At 71.3% G+C, this 17,914-nt stretch carries 15 protein-coding genes, 1 tRNA gene and 2 pseudogenes; 4 read left to right on the top strand and 14 right to left on the bottom strand.

What is annotated here, in order from left to right; genetic code table 11:
- Nucleotides 1-275: 275 nt before the first annotated feature.
- The 6 genes from thrB to ACFYSH_RS06295 all read right to left on the bottom strand — a co-directional run bounded on the left by thrB (nt 276) and on the right by ACFYSH_RS06295 (nt 7,010).
- The gene (gene thrB / locus ACFYSH_RS06270) at nt 276-1,193 is read right to left on the bottom strand and encodes a homoserine kinase (protein ID WP_359472748.1); all 918 of its coding nucleotides are present in this window, start codon (nt 1,191-1,193) and stop codon (nt 276-278) included.
- 258 nt (nt 1,194-1,451) lie between these two features.
- Complete coding sequence (gene thrC, locus ACFYSH_RS06275; protein ID WP_388751113.1) at nt 1,452-2,522, bottom strand: threonine synthase; 1,071 nt, start codon at nt 2,520-2,522, stop codon at nt 1,452-1,454.
- Between the two features lie 6 nt (nt 2,523-2,528).
- Complete coding sequence (locus tag ACFYSH_RS06280) at nt 2,529-3,884, bottom strand: homoserine dehydrogenase (protein ID WP_388751115.1); 1,356 nt, start codon at nt 3,882-3,884, stop codon at nt 2,529-2,531.
- A gap of 95 nt (nt 3,885-3,979) precedes the next feature.
- Nucleotides 3,980-5,371 (bottom strand): diaminopimelate decarboxylase, encoded by a 1,392-nt coding sequence (gene lysA / locus ACFYSH_RS06285; protein WP_359472742.1) that lies wholly within the window; start codon nt 5,369-5,371, stop codon nt 3,980-3,982.
- Between the two features lie 27 nt (nt 5,372-5,398).
- On the bottom strand, nt 5,399-6,460 hold the full coding sequence (gene nrtL, locus ACFYSH_RS06290; RefSeq protein ID WP_359472740.1) for an ArgS-related anticodon-binding protein NrtL: 1,062 nt from the start codon (nt 6,458-6,460) through the stop codon (nt 5,399-5,401).
- A 67-nt stretch (nt 6,461-6,527) separates the two neighbouring features.
- Entirely contained in the window at nt 6,528-7,010 is a 483-nt protein-coding gene (locus ACFYSH_RS06295) for a response regulator (RefSeq protein WP_359472738.1), read from the bottom strand.
- 125 nt (nt 7,011-7,135) lie between these two features.
- On the opposite strand from ACFYSH_RS06295, the gene ACFYSH_RS06300 reads away from it, so the two are divergent.
- Nucleotides 7,136-7,207: transfer RNA gene (locus ACFYSH_RS06300), tRNA-Arg, on the top strand.
- Nucleotides 7,208-7,455: 248 nt separating this feature from the next.
- Here the strand turns inward: ACFYSH_RS06300 and ACFYSH_RS06305 are convergent.
- From ACFYSH_RS06305 to ACFYSH_RS06325, 5 genes and pseudogenes are all read right to left on the bottom strand, one after another.
- The gene (locus ACFYSH_RS06305) at nt 7,456-8,430 is read right to left on the bottom strand and encodes a TauD/TfdA dioxygenase family protein (RefSeq protein ID WP_388751118.1); all 975 of its coding nucleotides are present in this window, start codon (nt 8,428-8,430) and stop codon (nt 7,456-7,458) included.
- 237 nt (nt 8,431-8,667) lie between these two features.
- Nucleotides 8,668-8,808 (bottom strand): hypothetical protein, encoded by a 141-nt coding sequence (locus ACFYSH_RS06310; protein ID WP_359472735.1) that lies wholly within the window; start codon nt 8,806-8,808, stop codon nt 8,668-8,670.
- A 443-nt stretch (nt 8,809-9,251) separates the two neighbouring features.
- Nucleotides 9,252-9,425 (bottom strand): annotated as a pseudogene (locus ACFYSH_RS06315) (RHS repeat domain-containing protein); the annotation flags it as partial.
- A gap of 19 nt (nt 9,426-9,444) precedes the next feature.
- The gene (locus ACFYSH_RS06320) at nt 9,445-10,485 is read right to left on the bottom strand and encodes a MarR family transcriptional regulator (RefSeq protein WP_388751120.1); all 1,041 of its coding nucleotides are present in this window, start codon (nt 10,483-10,485) and stop codon (nt 9,445-9,447) included.
- Between the two features lie 691 nt (nt 10,486-11,176).
- Nucleotides 11,177-11,725: an ATP-binding protein gene (locus ACFYSH_RS06325; protein ID WP_388751122.1), complete on the bottom strand. Its 549-nt coding sequence runs from the start codon at nt 11,723-11,725 to the stop codon at nt 11,177-11,179.
- 198 nt (nt 11,726-11,923) lie between these two features.
- Between ACFYSH_RS06325 and ACFYSH_RS06330 the strand changes: the two genes are divergently transcribed.
- From ACFYSH_RS06330 to ACFYSH_RS06340, 3 genes and pseudogenes are all read left to right on the top strand, one after another.
- Nucleotides 11,924-13,360, top strand: coding sequence for an ATP-binding protein (locus ACFYSH_RS06330; protein ID WP_388751124.1), 1,437 nt, complete (start codon nt 11,924-11,926; stop codon nt 13,358-13,360).
- Between the two features lie 280 nt (nt 13,361-13,640).
- A pseudogene (locus tag ACFYSH_RS06335) lies at nt 13,641-14,081 on the top strand (Scr1 family TA system antitoxin-like transcriptional regulator); the annotation flags it as partial.
- Nucleotides 14,078-14,275, top strand: coding sequence for a DUF397 domain-containing protein (locus ACFYSH_RS06340; protein WP_359472705.1), 198 nt, complete (start codon nt 14,078-14,080; stop codon nt 14,273-14,275). The pseudogene ACFYSH_RS06335 and the gene ACFYSH_RS06340, both read left to right, overlap by 4 nt.
- Before the next feature lie 657 nt (nt 14,276-14,932).
- Here the strand turns inward: ACFYSH_RS06340 and ACFYSH_RS06345 are convergent.
- From ACFYSH_RS06345 to ACFYSH_RS06355, 3 genes are all read right to left on the bottom strand, one after another.
- Nucleotides 14,933-15,664 carry a hypothetical protein gene (locus tag ACFYSH_RS06345; RefSeq protein ID WP_359472703.1) on the bottom strand — a complete coding sequence of 244 codons (732 nt, stop codon included), beginning with the start codon at nt 15,662-15,664 and terminating at the stop codon, nt 14,933-14,935.
- Nucleotides 15,665-15,768: 104 nt separating this feature from the next.
- The gene (locus ACFYSH_RS06350) at nt 15,769-15,996 is read right to left on the bottom strand and encodes a DUF6059 family protein (protein WP_359472701.1); all 228 of its coding nucleotides are present in this window, start codon (nt 15,994-15,996) and stop codon (nt 15,769-15,771) included.
- The gene (locus tag ACFYSH_RS06355; protein ID WP_388751126.1) at nt 15,993-17,774 is read right to left on the bottom strand and encodes an acyltransferase domain-containing protein; all 1,782 of its coding nucleotides are present in this window, start codon (nt 17,772-17,774) and stop codon (nt 15,993-15,995) included. Before ACFYSH_RS06355 ends, ACFYSH_RS06350 begins: the two co-directional genes overlap by 4 nt.
- Nucleotides 17,775-17,914 lie beyond the last annotated feature (140 nt).

The following is a 17,914-nucleotide window of genomic DNA, read 5'->3' on the forward strand; positions in this document are numbered from 1 at the left end:
CCGGGTACGGCGGAGAGATGAATGTGCGGGGTTCCGGCGCGAGATCCCCCTGCTCGGCCCACTCCTGGACGAGCAAGAGGGTGTCGTGCCGGTTCCGGAGCGTGCTCGAAAGCTCAGGCAGGCTGCTCAGGCAGTCGGGGAGGCTCCCGGAAGAGTGGTGGTCCCGGAAGGGGACACGAAGCAACGCGCCACGAAGACGTCGATTGCTGACTTGAGGTTAACACTACCGGCTCCAACAAACATTCCCCCTCTCATGCACCGGCAATCACGTCGGACTAAGCGACGAGCGGCAACACGCTCGCACCCATGGCGTCGAGAGCGAGCCGGTTCGCGGCCCAGCCCTCACCCGCCAGCCGCGCGACCTTGTCGGCCGAGCCCTCTTCCGTCAATGCGAGCACGGTGGGCCCCGCACCCGAGATGACGGCGGGGACGCCGTCGGCGCGCAGCCGGTTCACCAGCTCCACGCTCTGCGGCATCGCGGGACCCCGGTACTCCTGGTGGATCCGGTCCTCCGTGGCGGCGAGGAGCAGCTCGGGACGCCTGGTCAGGGCCTCGACGAGCAGGGCCGCACGGCCGGCGTTGGCCGCGGCGTCCACATGGGGGACCGTGCGCGGCAGCAGACCGCGGGCGGTCTCGGTGAGCACCGGCGTCGCCGGGACGAAAACCACCGGAACGACGGAATCGGCGGGGTCCATCCTGATTGCCCTGGCGGCTCCGCCGTCCATCCACGCGAGGGTGAATCCGCCGAGGAGACAGGCGGCGACGTTGTCGGGGTGTCCTTCGATCTCGGTGGCCAGCTCCAGCAGCGCGGCGTCGTCGAGCCGGGCCTCGCCGCCCGTCGTCACCGCGCGGGCGGCGACGATTCCGGCGCAGATGGCGGCGGACGAGGAGCCGAGGCCACGGCCGTGCGGAATGCGGTTGGCGCAGACGATCTCCAGACCGCGGGGCTGTCCGCCGAGCAGGTCGAAGGCCGTGCGCAGGGAGCGTACGAGCAGGTGGTTCTCGTCACGGGGCAGCGTCTCGGCGCCCTCACCCGCTATGTCGATGTGCAGTCCGGAATCGGCGACCCGGACGACCACGTCGTCGTAGAGCCCCAGCGAGAGGCCGAGGGCGTCGAAACCCGGGCCCAGATTGGCGCTGGTTGCGGGGACGCGCACCCGGACGGCGGCGGCTCGGAACGCGGGACCGGCCATCGGTTGGACGACTCTTCCTGTACGGCGGCGGGGATGTGGTGCAGGGTACTTCGGCGTGCGTGGGGTGCCGTTGTGCGGGGGGACGGGGACCCGGCAGTCACGACGGCCGCAGCATCGCGGCGGATGCGGCGGGCGGGTTGGGTACAGCTTATCGAAGGAAGGTTCCGTGGCGACATAGGGCGCACAGGAGGCGCACGATGCGTGTCGTACACCTCCCATGCGCTCTCCGCTCCCGGGAGGGCGGTCGAGCCGGAGCCGCTACGCGAGGCCCAGCTTCTCGGCCGCGACCACCGCGTCGACCGGGACGGTGACCGGCTGCGGGGCGCCGGCGACGGCCCAGTCGGGGTCCTTGAGCCCGTTGCCGGTGACGGTGCAGACGATCTTCTGTCCGGGGTCGACCTTGCCCTCGGCGGCGGCCTTGAGCAGACCGGCCACGGAGGCGGCCGAGGCGGGTTCGACGAAGACACCCTCCTGGGAGGCCAGCAGGCGGTAGGCGGACAGGATCTGACGGTCGGTCACATCGTCGATGAAGCCGCCCGACTCGTCCCGCGCGTCCAGCGCGAACTGCCAGGACGCCGGGTTGCCGATGCGGATCGCGGTGGCGATGGTCGCCGGGTCCTTGACGATCTCGCCGCGCACGATCGGCGCGGAGCCGGAGGCCTGGAAGCCCCACATGCGCGGGGTGTGCGTCGAGATGCCGTCCCCCGCGTACTCCTTGTAACCCCTCCAGTAGGCCGTGATGTTGCCCGCGTTGCCCACCGGGAGGACGTGGATGTCGGGGGCGTCACCGAGCGCGTCGACGATCTCGAACGCCGCGGTCTTCTGACCCTCGATACGTACCGGGTTGACCGAATTCACCAGTGCCACCGGGTAGTTGTCCGAGAGGCTGCGGGCCAGGGTCAGGCAGTCGTCGAAGTTGCCGTCGACCTGGAGGATCTTCGCGCCGTGGACGAGCGCCTGCCCCATCTTGCCGAGTGCGATCTTGCCCTGCGGCACGAGGACCGCGCAGACCATGCCCGCGCGCACGGCGTACGCCGCGGCGGAGGCGGAGGTGTTGCCGGTGGAGGCGCAGATGACGGCCTGCGCGCCCTCCTCCTTGGCGCGGGTGATCGCCATGGTCATGCCGCGGTCCTTGAACGACCCGGTGGGGTTGGCGCCCTCGACCTTGAGGTGCACCTCGCAGCCCGTGCGCTCGGAGAGAACCTGCGCCGGGACGAGCGGCGTGCCGCCCTCACGGAGCGTGACGACAGGCGTGGAACTCGTGACCGGAAGACGGTCCCGGTACTCCTCGATGATCCCGCGCCACTGGTGGGTGCCCTTGCTGGTCATGGGTCCTTACTCCCCTTCAACACGCATGATGCTGGCGACACCGCGCACGGTGTCCAGCTTGCGCAGCGCTTCGACGGTCCCGGAGAGGGCGGCGTCGGGCGCGCGGTGGGTGACGACGACGAGGGACGCCTCGCCGTCTCCGCCCACCCGTCGCCCGCCGCCACCCTGCTCGATGGCAACTCCGTCGCCGCTGCCCGATTGTCGGCTCTGCTGTCGGACCGTATCGATGGATACGCCCTGTTCGGCGAAGACCGTCGCGACCTGGGCGAGCACGCCAGGCTTGTCGGCCACGTCGAGACTGATGTGGTAGCGCGTGACGACATCGCCCATGGGGCTGACCGGCAGACGCGTGTAGGCGGACTCACCGGGGCCGGTGGTCCCGCCGATGATGTTGCGGCACACGGCGACCAGGTCGCCCAGCACCGCGGACGCGGTCGGGGCGCCGCCGGCGCCGGGACCGTAGAACATCAGCTGACCGGCCGCCTCGGCCTCGACGAACACCGCGTTGTACGCCTCACGGACGGAGGCCAGCGGATGGCTGAGCGGAATCATCGCGGGGTGCACCCTGGCGGTGACGGACCTGCCGTCGGCGGCGCGCTCGCAGATGGCGAGGAGCTTCACGGTGCAGCCCATGCGCCGGGCGGAGGCGATGTCGGCCGCGGTGACCTCGGTGATGCCCTCGCGGTGCACCTCGCCGATGCCGACCCGGGTGTGGAAGGCGATCCCGGCGAGGATGGCGGCCTTCGCGGCGGCGTCGAAGCCCTCGACGTCGGCCGTCGGGTCGGCCTCGGCGTATCCGAGGGCGGTGGCCTCGTCGAGCGCCTCGGAGTAACCGGCGCCACTGGAGTCCATCCGGTCGAGGATGAAGTTGGTGGTGCCGTTGACGATGCCGAGCACCCGGTTGACCTTGTCCCCCGCGAGGGACTCCCGCAGCGGCCGTACGAGCGGGATGGCGCCGGCCACGGCCGCCTCGTAGTACAGGTCCCTGCCGTGCTGCTCGGCTGCGGCGTGCAGAGCCGGGCCGTCCTGGGCGAGCAGCGCCTTGTTGGCGGAGACGACGCCGGCGCCGTGCTCGAAGGCCGTGGTGATGAGCGTGCGGGCGGGCTCGATGCCGCCGATGACCTCGACGACGACGTCGATGTCGCCCCGTTTGACCAGGGCGGTCGCATCGGTGGTGATCAGCGCGGGGTCGATGCCCTCCCGCACCCTGGAGGGCCGGCGGACGGCGACACCGGCGAGCTCGACCGGCGCGCCGATGCGCGCGGCGAGGTCGTCGGCGTGCGTCGTCATGATGCGCGCCACCTCTGAGCCGACCACTCCACAGCCCAGCAGCGCCACCTTCAGCGGACGCGTACGCATCATCCGACCTCGTTTCTCATACTTCTGATGTGTGGACCAGTCTCACTCACCGGACGGGGGTTTCTGCCACCCGTCCGGATTTTGAGATGTGAATTTCATCAGCCGACATCGAGACGCAGGAGATCTTCTTCCGTCTCGCGCCGGACGATGACCCGCGCCTGTCCGTCGCGCACGGCGACGACGGGCGGGCGCAGGGCGTGGTTGTAGTTGCTCGCCATGGAACGGCAGTACGCGCCGGTGGCCGGCACCGCGATCAGGTCGCCGGGAGCCAGGTCGGACGGCAGGAACGCGTCCTTGACCACGATGTCACCGCTCTCGCAGTGCTTGCCGACGACGCGTACGAGCATGGGCTCGGCCTCGGAGCTGCGCGAGACGAGCGAGACGCTGTACTCGGCGTCGTACAGGGCGGTGCGGATGTTGTCCGACATGCCGCCGTCGACGCTGACGTACGTCCGCAGACCCTCGAGGGGCTTGATGGTGCCGACCTCGTACAGCGTGAAAGCGGTGGGGCCGACGATCGCGCGGCCCGGCTCGACGGAGATGCGCGGGGTCCGCAGGCCGGCCGACTCGCACTCCCGGGTCACGATGTCGGAGAGCGCCTTGGCGATCTCGTGCGGCTCGCGGGGGTCGTCGTCGGAGGTGTACGCGATGCCGAGGCCGCCGCCGAGGTCGATCTCGGGGAGTTCGACGCCGTGCTCGTCGCGGATCTGGGCGAGCAGCTGCACGACGCGCCGCGCGGAGACCTCGAAGCCGGCCATGTCGAAGATCTGAGAGCCGATGTGCGAGTGGATGCCGATGAGCTCGAGGCCGTCCAGGGTGAGCGCCCTGCGGACCGCCTCGGCCGCCTGTCCGTCCGCCAGCGCGATGCCGAACTTCTGGTCCTCGTGCGCGGTGGCGATGAACTCGTGGGTGTGTGCCTCGACACCGACCGTGACCCGGATCTGGACGCGCTGGCGGGTGCCCAGCCGCTGGGCGATGTGCGAGACCCGGGCGATCTCCTGGAAGGAGTCGAGGACGATCCGCCCGACGCCCGCCTCGACGGCCCGCTCGATCTCGGCCGGGGTCTTGTTGTTGCCGTGGAAGGCGATGCGCTCGGCCGGCATCCCCGCGTCCAGCGCCGTGGCCAGCTCGCCGCCGGAGCACACGTCCAGGTTCAGCCCCTCCTCCTGGAGCCAGCGCACCACGGCGCGCGACAGGAAGGCCTTACCGGCGTAGAAGACGTCGGCGTCGGCCCCGAAGGCATCCGCCCAGGCACGGCAGCGCGCGCGGAAGTCGGACTCGTCCAGGAAGTACGCCGGGGTACCGAACTCCTCGGCCAGCCGGGCGACTTCCATCCCGCCGACGGTGAGGGCGCCGTCCGCGTCGCGGGTGACCGTGCGGGACCAGACCTTCGCGTCCAGCTCGTTGAGGTCGGTGGCCGGGGCGGTGTAGTGGCCCTCGGGAAGGACGTCGGCGTGACGGGGCCCGGCGGGGTGTGCGGATCGGCTCATCGTTCTGCTCTGCTCTCTCAGGTCTCTTCAGAGGTGTCGGGGCGCGCTGATGCCGAGCACGAACAGGCCGCCGGCCAGCACCTTCCCGGCGGCTTCGGCAAGGGCCAGCCGGGAGCGGTGGGCGGCCGAGGGTTTCTCGTCGCCGACGGGGAGCGGCGGGGTCGTGGCCTGGAAGGTGAGGAAGGCGTCCGCCACGGCTTCCAGGTGCCGGGCGAGCCGGTCGGGCGCGTGGTGGCGGGCGGCGGCGGCGAGGACGCCGGGGTGGTCGGCGATCGCGGCGTGCAGCGCGGGCGCGTCGACGTCGGCGTCGTATCCGCCGGTGAGACCGAGCCGCTCCGCCTCACGGGTGAGCGCGCGGGTACGGGCGTGGGCGTAGCGGACCAGGAAGAACGGGTTGGCCTCCCCCTGTACGAGGAGGTCGTCACCCAGGGGCGCGCGGTCGTGGGCGGCGGGCCGCTGCAGCCCCCAGAGCGCGGCCTCGCACCCGAGCCGGTCCACCAGGGCCTCGGCGGTGGCGCCGGCGGGGACGGGGCGGATCTCCGAGCCCTCCTCGGCCCCGTACCGCAGGCCGACCCTCACCCGCAGCTCCTCCCAGTGGGGGTCGGGCTCCTCGGTGCAGCCGACGAGCACCTGGCCGCCCTGGGTGCGGAGGAGCCGGGCCACGCCCTGGGCGACCACGGCGGCCCTGACCTCGTGCGGGTGGTGGAGGCGGGTGAGGCGCCCGGCCTCCGTGGTGACCCGCCCGTAACGGAGGCCCGCGTCGAGGACCTCTCGCACCCGGGCGGCGCGGGCCTCGGCGTCGGCGGAGGCGTCGAGCGTGAAGTTCAGGAAGCCGGGGCCGGTGATCTCGACCCGCCCGATCCCGGGCGCGCCGAGGACCCGGTCCCGCAGCAGTGCGGCGACGTCCCGCGCCGGGAGTGCGGCGGGACCGGCTAGCTGGAGGGCGACGGCGCAGGCGTAGTCGCCGCTGCCGCCGGGGCGTGTCCGCTCCACCCGCACGCGCGCGGGCACCTGCGTGCGCAGGGCGTCCTCGTCGACCGCGCGGCGCACAGCGTGCAGCACGGTCCTGGAGAGATCTGCGGGGGTCACGGGACAAGCGTAGGGGAGGAAGGGGGGCACTTCGCCAACCGGTTTCGCCATACGGGCAGCAGACCGGTCAGCCGGCCGTGCTCCCGGCCGTCCCCGCGCCGCGCCTGTCGTCGCACGGCACCGCGTCCTCGCGGTGTGCGAGCCGTCGCACCATGCGCACCAGCTCGCTCGGCTCGAAGGGCTTCGCCAGGAACGCGTCCACCCCGGCGGCCACACCGGAATCCACTTCACGGGGGGTGCACGCACTGATGAGGGCGACCGGCAGGTGCCCGGTCCTCGGATCGGCGTGCAGCCGGGCCGCGGTCTGGATTCCGTCGAGCCTGGGCATCACCACATCAAGAGTGATCACATCCGGACAGACCTCGTGCACCAGATCCAGACACTCGACGCCGTCGGCCGCGGTCACGACCTCGAAGCCCTCCAGCTCGAGGTTGACCCTGATCAGCTGCCGGATGACCTTGTTGTCGTCCACAACAAGCACGCGGCCGTACGCCCCTGGCACCCTTCGAGGGTAGGTCGGGCGGAGGAGCTGCGTCCGGGTTTTGCCCACTTCCGCCCCCGGAGGCGGGCCGCCGCCCGCCCCGCGCGGGTGCCGACGAGGCGGACATACCCGTTCCCGGACACCCCGTCGGAGCTGGTAGGGTTTCACTCGTCGCCGCCAAGCGCAGCGACATCGCCCCCGTAGCTCAGGGGATAGAGCATCGGCCTCCGGAGCCGGGTGCGCAGGTTCGAATCCTGCCGGGGGCACTTCGCAGGAAGTGCCGAAAAGACCCTCTCGCCAGTGGTGACACTGAGCAGGGGGTCTTTTTCATGTCCCCCAGGAGCGCCCGGCAGGTCGTTGGGAGTTCATGGACACGCGCCCGAACGCTATGTCCCGATGTGCATGTCCGCGGCTCCCCCCCTGACCAGAAGCGGCGACGGCGCGGCGGGTCCGGCCGGACGGGAGCTTGACGAACCGGCGGGCGCGGAGACGCGCCCGCCGGGGCGCCGGGCGCTCAGAAGGGGCGGTCCCCCGCGATGGCGACCCGCTCGGCGACCCGCGGGTGCGGGCCGTAGTCGTTCACGGCGTAGTGCTGGGTCGCCCGGTTGTCCCAGAAGGCCATGTCGCCCGGCTGCCAGCGGAAACGCACCTGGTACTCGGGTACGTGCGCCTGCTGGAAGAGGAAGCGCAGCAGGCGGTCGCTCTCCGCCCGGTCGATACCGACGATCCGGGTCGTGAACGAGGTGTTCACGAACAGCATCCGGCGCCCCGACTCCGGGTGCGTGCGCACGACCGGGTGCTCGACCGGCGGGAACGCCTCCTGGTGGGGCGCGAGTTCCTCGGGCCCGTAGAAGCGTGCGAAACCGGGGATGAAGTCGTGGACGGCGCTCGCCCCGTCGATGCGGTCCTTCACGTCCTGCGGCAGGTTGTCGTACGCGGCAGCCATGTCCGCCCACATGGTGTCGCCCCCCAGCGGCGGCACTTCGCGCAGTTGCAGGACGGCGCCGAGAGCCGGACGCTCGCGGAAGGTGACGTCCGTGTGCCAGACGTTCTCGAACGTCTTCTGTGCCCCCGCCGACTTGTCGAAGCGCACGACCTCCTCGCTGTCTCCCCTGGCCAGCAGAGGGTTGACCTCCAACTCGCCCCAGTGGCGCGCGAAGTCGCGCTGGGCGGCCGAGGTGAGGTTCTGCCCCCGGAAGAAGAGCACCTTCCACTCCAGCAGGGCACGGTTCAGCTCTTCGCGCAGGGCCGGCTCCAACGGCCGGGAGAGGTCGGGGCCGTGGATCTCCGCGCCGATCGTGCGGGACTGGGGGACGACGTCGAAGAGGGTGTACGGGCGCGCCGTCGCGTCGGCCGGCAGCCGCTCCAGGACGCGGTGCCCTTCGTACATGCCGTCCTGCGGTATGCGTGCCTCACGCAGGGCGGTCGGGGTGGCGGAGGGCCCGTCGGCGGTCGTGGCGGTCGCGTTCGGGGAAGCAATGGTGGTCATACGGTTCCTCCTTGGCGGAGAGCGAGCCGCCGTGGGCTCCGGTGGGGCGGGCGGGACCCGCGACAGCGGCCGAGGCCTCCGGCGGTGCGATGAGGTGGGCCGTGCACGCCCGCGCCGCGTGCCTGCCGGGCAGGTGCGGGACACGGTGGGACCGTGAAGGGCCGGGGAGGGACGACACCGGTCGTTCCGGGTTCTCGGCTTCGTTTCGCGAGGGAGCCGAGTGGCGTTGACGGCCGGTCAGCGTGAGTGGACGCCGGTGTGCGCGGGCGGCGAGCCGATACGGCCGCGGCGGCGCAGACAGGTGGTGGACCGTGGAGAACACTCGCCGCGAGGCCCCGTCATCGGCAGGGCGACGGAGGTCAGCGAGTACAGGGTCATGTCCCGCATTGTGTGCCGCCCCGCCGACGCGGTCAACCCCGCCTGGGAGGTACCGGGCACGGACCCGCGCCCGGTACCTCCCACAGAACGTGGGCCGTCGGGGGCGGGGCTGCTCGACGACGAAGTCCATTTCCTCGTCCCGCCTACGAGCGCCGCGCAGGGATGGGCTCAAGCCTGCAAGGACGGAGCGAGGCAGCGGTGCCGGACGCCTGAGTGAACGCCTCGGCGGTGATGGGCGCATGACGGAAGCCTGGAGTGAGCGGTGGTGTCATGCGCCCGATATAGCGGTGCGTCCGGACCGTTCATCAGCACTGCCCCACGTACTCCGCCTCAGCGTAGGCACACGGACGTGGGCCGTACCGCAGGAGGCCGGCGGCCGTGCATGTGCGACGCCTCCGCCAGGGATCAGGTGAGGAGATCCGCGCGGGAGTCGAAGTACTGACGTCCTTCGCCACCACTCGGCCGCAGGCGTCGTAGGCGGTGGTGATCAGGTCGCCGAGTGGAGTCGTACGGGAGACGAGACGCCCGGCCGCGTCGTATGTGTAGGACCAGGTCAGGCCCTGGGGGTTGCGGACCTCGGTGAGCCGCAGCTCTGTGTCGTACCGGAACTCGTACCGCAGGTCACTGTGCCACCGTTCAGGGCGTGCGCATCAGGTTGCGGAGGCCTGCGACGAGGGCCGGGACGTCGCGCTCGGCCCCGTCAGCCCCTGCGCCTTCCGGTGTTTCCGGGGGCTGTGCCGTGGTGCGGCAGGGCCTGCACAGACCGTCCGGGAGCGCTCCGGCCGGACCGGGGCGGCCGCATTCTGCGCACTCGACCAGGAGGCTGCGCACCGGGGCGCCGGGCAGGCCCTGGGTAGGTGCGGGTGCGGCAGGAAGCTGGGGCGGCATCTTGTCGGTGAGGCGTCGGCGCAGCAGGCCCACGGGTGAGCCGATCGGCTCGGGAAGCCCGGCGGTGAGAGCAGAGGTCAGGTAGTCGGCGCTGACGCCTCGCGCGAACCAGGCTGCGGCAAGGGGCTCCAGGACTGCGCAGTCGGCGGCGGAGAGCGCCAGGCGGGGTTCGCGGCGGCCGAGTTCGGCCAGGGCCAGGTAGGCGGCGGAAGGAACCGCAGTGGCAGGGGCGACTGCGGCCGGCTCGCGTGCGGGCGCCGGGGACTCGGACGCGTTCGAAACGGGGTCCGCAGTGGGGTCCGCCATGGCGCTTGCCGCCTGCGGACCGGCCGGGGACGACGCGGCGGTGCGCTGCTGTGGTATGACCGGTTCGGCGGCGGCGACCTCGGCCTCCCCTGCCAGCCTGGCGGCCCACCACTCGTTGTCGTGGGCCGTGCGTGACCAGTAGGTGAGCGTCACCCACCGGCACTGGCCCGCCCCTTCGACCCGGCAGCGTACGCGGCGCAGATGTCCGGCGACGGCGAGGGCGCGCAGGGCAGTGCCGATGGCCATCTGGCCGTACAGGGGGAGGTCCTTGGCCAGCGACTTGATGTCCATGGCGGCGCCGTCGGGCAGGTGGTCGACATACCCGGCGACGTAGCGCTCCCGCTCGGGCAGGAGGGCGAAGGCGCCTGCGCTGGGCGGGCCTTGGGTCGGGACGGTCTGCTTGCCGTAGCCGGTGTGGGCCTTGCGGTACGGGCGCGAGGCTGCGGGGGCGGGCGGGGCGGAGCTAAGGTGCTGGATAGCCACGAGATCGTCCTTCTTGGGTGTGCGATCTTGGGTCAGACCCCGGCCGGTGCGGCAAACACCGCGTCGGGGTCGTCTCGTTGGGGGCACCGTAAGCAGTGGCGACTCTCCGCTGCAACTCGATCACGATTAGTCATACTTGCTGGCCGTGGCGGGGTAGGGAGGGAGGGGTGGTTTACCCAAAAGCCCTTACCTACCTCCCGGATGAACAACACGTCTCGAATCCCGGAGCCCGACGCTCGGCCCTCGAAGCCCGAAGCTCAAGCGTCGGCCCGGGACCCCTGCCCGGTCCCCCGAACGAGCGAATAAGGGCTCCACGACGCTCGAACCCCGAGATCCGAGCTTCGAGCGCCGGAGCGGCGGCCGCAGGACCCCGCGCGGGATCGCAGCGATCTCGGTGCCGAGGTATCCGGCGACGTTCTTGGAGACGGCCCCGTTTCAGGCTGCCGCCGACCCTGACGGCGGACCGTCGGGTGAGACGAGCGTCGTGGCCAGATATTCGACCGCCGTGTCGCACAGCGCCTGCGCGGCGAGTGTGGGCCTCATGACGTTCGCCGGTCCCCGTCTCCCGTGAAGTGTTCCGCTGCACCGCCCCCGGACCTGCCTGGGGGCTGTGCTGCCGGGCCCGTCACCAGGTGGTCACGGGCCCACTTTACGGGGATCTTGCGCTGCGGGGCGGAGATCAGGGACAGGATCAGGACTTCGGGTTCGCCGTGCTGCGCCAGGGGCCGTCGAGGACTGTCGTCATGCGTGGGCTGCACTCCGCCCAGACCGTTTTGCCCGGACCGTCGGGACGCGGATGCCAGCCCCAGTCGTCCGCGAGCCGCGCGACGAGGAGGAGCCCCCGCCCGGTCTCGGTGAGCGGATGTTCCGGGTCCTGCGCCGGAGCCGGTTCGGGGAGCCGCTCGGCCCTGGTGTCGGTGACCTCCACCCGCACCGTGCTCCTCCCTCCGGCGGCGGAGAGGGTGAGCCGCAGCCGGAAGTCCCGGCCCGCGACCCGGCCGTGCTGTACGGCGTTGGCGGACAGCTCGGCCACCACGAGGGTGAGCGTGTCGTGGGGCTCGGAGTCGTACGGCAGCCCCCAGGCGTCCAGCAGATGCTCGGCCATCCGCCGCGCGAGCCTGGCGCCCCGGGGTGTCGAGCTGAAGCGCATGGTGAAACGGAGCGGCTCGGGGGCGGAGCCGGGGCGAGTGGTGGGGGTGGGTCGGGCGGCGGTCTGCGCACCGATGGGTTCGCTGGTCACAGGCCTCACCGTGGCGCCTCAGATGCCCTGTGACCAGGTGCGACGCGGCGACGGACGTAGCTGTACGAGGCCGGCGGTGCCTGGTACGCGGCGTGCGGAGCGCCGGGCCCGCGTTACCTAGGGAAAGGATACGCGGGAGTTACTATCATCGACGTTAGTAAAGTCAATGTTCGTGTCCTAGGTCACCGGAGACTGCGCATGGCGGATTTCGTGGGACGGCAGGCCGAGTTGGCCACGCTTGAGCGTGAACTGGGCAAGGTCGCGGCCGGTGCGGGCGGGGAGAGGCCCGGCCGGTGCGTGATGCTGCGGGGCCGCCGCCGCGTGGGCAAGTCCAGGCTCGTGGAGCGCTTCGCCGAACGCTCCGGCGCACCGTTCCTCTTCTACGCCGCGACCGGTGCGTCGCCGGAGGCCGATCTCCAGCGGCTGGCCCGGGACGCCGACGCATCGACCCTGCCGCTGGCCGGGGTGCTGTCCGGGGCCAGGCCGGCGAGCTGGGACGCCGCGTTCGATGTGCTGGCGGCGGCCCTTCCGCACGACCGGGCGAGCGTGGTCGTGCTGGACGAACTGCCGTATCTGATGGATGCGGACGGCGCCTTCGAGGGCGTGCTCCAGCGCGCCTGGGACCGGGTCCTGGAGACCAAGCCGGTGCTCCTTGTGCTGATCGGATCCGACCTGTCGATGATGGAGGCTCTGAACAGCTACGGCCGCCCGTTCCACCAACGGGGCCGCGAGATGGTGCTCGGACCGCTGAACCCGGCGGAAGTGGGCCGGATGCTCGGCCTGGACGCCGCGTCGGCCTTCGACGCCGCCCTGGTCACCGGCGGGCTGCCGCTCACCTGCACGGAGTGGACGCACGGAGCGGGCCTGTGGGACTTCCTCACGGAGGCCCTCAGCGATCCGGTGTCCGCTCTGCTGGTCTCGGCGGAGCGATCGCTCGCGGCAGAGTTCCCCAAGGAGTTGCAGGCCCGTGCGGTGCTGTCCGCGATCGGCAGCGGCGAGCGGACGTTCTCCAACATCGCCCGTGCGGCCGGCGGCCTGTCCGGCGCCTCCCTGCAACGGTCGCTGACCGCCCTCACGGAGAAGCGGATGGTCGCCGCCGAACTGCCGCTGTCCACCCGGCCGTCGAAGGACCGCCGCTACCGGGTCGCCGACCCGTACCTGCGCTTCTGGCTGAAACTGCTCGGCCCGGCGCTCCCGGAGATCGAACGAGGCCGGGGCGATCTGACCCTGGCGCGCATCAAGGAGAACTGGACGAGCTGGCGCGGCCGGGCCGTCGAGCCCCTGGTCCGGGAGGCCCTGGCACGCCTGCTGCCCGACGACAGCCTTCCGGGCGCCCCGGCGATCGGGGGCTACTGGACGCGTACGAACGATGTGGAGATCGACATCGTGGGAGCGGACAGGGCTCCGATCGCCAAGGAACTGCTGTTCGTCGGCTCGGTGAAGTGGCTGGAGAACTCCCCCTTCGACCGCCACGACCTGGCCGCGCTGCACCGCCACCGGGCCGCGTTGACGCCGGAACCAGTGCCGGTGGTCGCCGTGTCACGCAGCGGGACCGACTGCGGTGCGCTGGACGCGGCGTATGGGCCTGCGGAGTTGTTGGAGGCGTGGGGCGGCGGCGCGGAACGACTGGGGTGATGAATTAGGCGAACCGGGCAAGTGGAGCGGACCGGTGTCGTAGCGTGACGAGTGGTGACTCACCGGTGCGACCAGGGTGTTGTGCGCGCTGGGTACGAACGTGTACGAGGCGTGCGGCATGACGGAAGTCTCCCGGGCGCGTTGGGCCGTAGGTGGCCCGGGAGAGGCGGCGGTCGGCTGTGACGGCGGAGATGACGGACGGAAGCCCCGGCAGCGGTGAGGGCGTGGCGCCTGATGGCCGGTTGGCGCGTATGCCCATGCAGCGACCCGAGGATGATCCGGGCAGGGGGTCGTCCATGCCTTCGGACGGCAGCTGAAGCTGCTGCGGATCCGGGCAGGCATGCAACGGGAGGAGCTGGGCGCCTTGCTGGGCTACTCGGCAGCCAGCATCGCCTCGTTCGAGCAGGGACGGAGAATCCCGCCGCCGAAGTTCATCGAGGGCGCGGACCGGGTCCTGGACGCGGGCGGGGTGCTGCTGGCGTTGAAGGAGGTGATTCCGATGGAGTTGGAGGAGCATGCTGGGCTGGAAGGCCCGTTCACCTTGATCGACACCCGCGATGAGCGGAGGATCGCCTACGTGGAGTCGTACAAGGACAGCCGTCTGCACACCGAGCGGGCATCGGTGCGGGAGCTCGATGAGCAGTACGGCATCCTCAGGGCACAAGCGCTGACTCCGCGTGAGTCGCTGGCCACCCTTGAGAAGTTGCTGGGAGAGAGATGAACCCCGAAGAGGCCATGAAACCCACGCCCGAGCTGGACTGGTTCAAGAGCAGTTACAGCACCGGTTCCGGCGGCGAGTGCGTGGAGGTCGCGACCCCCACGGGGGCCGTCCACGTCCGGGACTCGAAGGACACGAGCGGTCCCTCGCTCATCGTTTCGACCGAGGCGTGGATTGGGTTCATCGCCTCCGCCTGATCGCCCAACAAGAGCCCTGCCGCACGATCACTTGCCGGCAGGGCTCTCACGCGTCAGCTAATCGTCTGCGCTGGGGCCCGTCGCATCTCAGGGCTCCCAGCCTGCGGCGCGCGGTCGACCATCGAACCGTCCGTGACGCCCCCTTCTGCGAGCAAAGCTCCGTAAGTTGCCACCGCCCCCAGCGGCAGCGGGGCGGCGCCCGGACGTGGCGGAGCCCGGGAGTCGTATCCAGCTCCCGGGCCCCTGGGGTTGCCACCCAATTGCGCTTGCCAGCGCGTTTAAGAGTGCGGATCAGTCGTCAGACCGTCGCGTTCTTCCATTGAACTACCGCGCCGTGGCAGAGGCGCAGGCCGGATTCGAACCAGCATTCGACGGTGTTCGTCCGTACTCGGTCGATCTGGCAGTCGGCGGCGATACTGAAGCTGGAGCGAGAGTCTGAGATTGATCGCGGCTGCCTCTGCCATGTTGGGCCACCCCGGCAGGTGGTGCCGGGGGGAGGACTCGAACCTCCACCGTTACCGCGTCTTCAGGCTGAACGTTCAGTTTCAGCTTGCGCTCGTCACACGGGGCGGACCTCAATTCCGCCTCGTGCAGGGTGCGCAGCCCCCGCGGCGTGCGCGCGGGGGCGTTCTCGGGGGTGCCACCTCGTGTCCGAGGCTAGCCGAACAGGTAGCCGAACACCGCGTCCCCGACCCGCTGGTCGGTGACCTCGGCGCCGTTGGCCTCCTCACGGGCGAACTTCACCGCGTGCTGCAGCTTCTCGACCCGCTCCAGCAGCTCGTTCACCCGTCGCGCCGGCAGCGCTCCGGAGAACTTCACGGTCGTCCAGTACCCGATGGGCACGTCCTCGTAGTACACGTCGACCTGCGCCGGGTGCTTGTCCGTGGCCTCGGCCTTGACGTGGTTACGCGGGACCTTCTTCGTCCGGATCGTGCGGACCGGGTCGGTCTTCCACAGGTCGGTCGAGGGGTCCTGCGACCAGGACTCGGCGGCGTCCAGGACCGGGAGCTTCTTCACGAAGGTGTGGAGGTCGGTGAGCTGCTTCTCCAGGAAGAGCAGGTAGCTGACCGGGACCTCGCCGACGACCGTACGCCCGTCGACGACGACGTCCGCGCGGGCCGAGCAGTTCGCCCAGTCCTTCGTCGCGGTCACGTCGAACAGCCGGGTGAGCGACGCGGACATCTCACGCAGCGCCTCCTCGGCCTTGACCTGCACCCGCGCGGACTCGGGCGGAAGCTGCTCGCCCTCTTCGTCCTTCGGCTGGTACGTACGCGAGATGCCTGCCAGCAGCGCCGGCTTCTGCACCTTGTGGTGGGCCGCGGTGATGTCCTGGAGCGACTTGCTCTTGACACCCTTCTCCACGGCGATGATCTGGTTGAGCTTGGTCACTTCGCCCCCTTCGAGTGACAGAAACGTACCTCACCTGCTTCGATCAACCGTACGGTTTTTTACCGGAGTCGGTGTGCACGGTGCCGGGTACGTCACCCTCTCCCTCACTCCCGCTTCCCGACCGATGCCATGAGTTGTCTCCGCAGCGCGAGTTCCGTACCGGTCAGCGGGACGTCCAGGCGGAGCCGTTCCGGATGGCCTGCCGGCGGTTCCTCCAGACGCGCCGCGGCCATCGGCACCGGTGGTCCCATCGTGGGGAGGCCCAGCCAGACCCAGCCCGACGCGGTCAGCGAGTCGTAGATCTCGCGCAGGGCTCTTCTCACGTACCTCATGCGAGCTGCACCTCCGCACCCGCGTGGACACGGGGGGCCTCGGCGCCCTCGTGCGGTTCCTCCCCGTCCCAGGTCCACAGCCGGGCCACCGCGTTCAGGTCCAGGTCGTGGCCCTCGGTCCAGATGCGGGCCGCCGCCGTGAGCACCGACTGGCGGTCGGCCTCGGGCGTGCCCGCGCGGGCCGGGAGGAGCGGGGTCACCGCGCCCGCGCCCAGGCGGACCGAGCGGTGCCTGCGGGCGAAGGCGGTGAGTGTCTGTCGGGGGCCCGCCTCGACGAGCAGGACGTCGTCGGCGGCCAGGAGCTCGTCCAGGGCGTCGCGGAAGTAGACCGTGTCGGTGATCTGGCGGGCCCAGAAGCGCGGGCTGCGGGCCTCGTCGGGGCTCATCAGGGCTCCGGTGTAGCCGGAGTAGAGAGGCAGCCTCGGTTCCCGCAGCGGGATGTCCCGGTAGGCGGCCTCGACCGCGTCGGAGGCGGGAGCCATCGCCGGGGAGTGGAAGGGGCTGGTCGCGGGCACGGTGACCACGGTGTGCCCGTCCGCCTTGAGACGGGCGGCGACATCGGTGAGCGGGCCCCTCGAACCCGCCAGCATCACCTGCTGGTTGGCGTTGACGGCCGCGACGGCGACGTCATCGGTCAGGTACGGGAGCAGCTGCTCCTCGCTCGCGGCGACCGCGAGCATGCCGCCGGCCGGTATCCTCACGGCTTCCCGCACCCGGGCCCGCACCATCCGGGCCGCGTCGCGCAGGGACACGACTCCGGCGAAGGTCGCGGCGACGAGTTCTCCGGCGCTGTGGCCGAGGAAGGCCGTGGGGCGGACGCCCCAGCTGAGGACGAGGCGGCCCAGCGCGTAGTCGATCGCGAACAGCAGGGGCTGCGCCCGGCGGACGTCGTCGATGCCGATGGAGGCGCGCGCGGGGTCGAGCCAGTCGGCACGGATACGGGGGCCCTCCTCGCCCATGTGGGAGAGGGCCGCGTCGATCGCCGCCGTGAAGACGGGTTCGCGGCGGTAGAGGCCGGCCGCCATCCCTGCGTGCTGGGAGCCCTGGCCCGGGAAGAGCAGGGCCACGGGCCGGGGGTGCGAGGCGTCGGTGGTACGGGCCTTGCACACGGCGCGGGAGGCGAGGGCGGAGACGGAGACGGCCGCGCCGCGTACCGGTCCGGGAGTGGTGCCGCACGGCACCGCGGTCGGCAGGGCGGGGAAGATCTCGCGGTGCACCCCGCTGAGCATCGGCAGGAGTTCACCGCGCACCCGTTCCTCGTCGTCGGCGTTCCGGCCGGACCAGAGGATGAGGCGATGGCGGTCGGGGTCGGTGCCGCGCGGGCTCCGGTCCATCGGTCGCAGCGGCGGGGCACCGTCCTCGTCGTCGAGCGCGGTGACGTCGAGTACGCCGAGGACCGCGTCGCCCTCCGCCACGGCTTCGGCGGCGCGTTTGACCGCGTACACGGTGATGGTCCAGGGGTCGGGTTCGCCGAAACCGGCGACGAGGGCGAGGTCCGCGTCTCCCTCGTGCAGTTCCCGGTGGGCCTGGCGCAGCGCGCGGCCGGGGGTGGATGCGGTGCGGACGGTGAAGCCCTCGTGCTCGGGCCTGATGCCCGGGTCGAGGACGGCCGCGCCGAGGAGGACGACGGTACGGGCGGGCAGGTCCTCGGGAGGGCGGCCGAAGGCGCGCAGTACCGCCGATACGCCGGCGGCCGAGGCCCGTGCGTGCTGCTGGGGCGTGGAGCCCGGGCTGACGATCAGCCGGCGGACCACCGCGCTCCGGTCGGTGAGCGACATGGTTCCCTCCTCATGGGCCGCAGCTCCGGCCCCACTCGGTACGTCAGGGCGGTACGGGGGCAGGAACGGGGTGGTTCGGGTGGTGTGGCTCGGTGACGGCCGCCCCGCCCCGGGGGGGACGGGAAGGCGGGGCGGCCGTG

This window comes from Streptomyces sp. NPDC005791 (assembly GCF_042871485.1).
Lineage (GTDB): Bacteria > Actinomycetota > Actinomycetes > Streptomycetales > Streptomycetaceae > Streptomyces.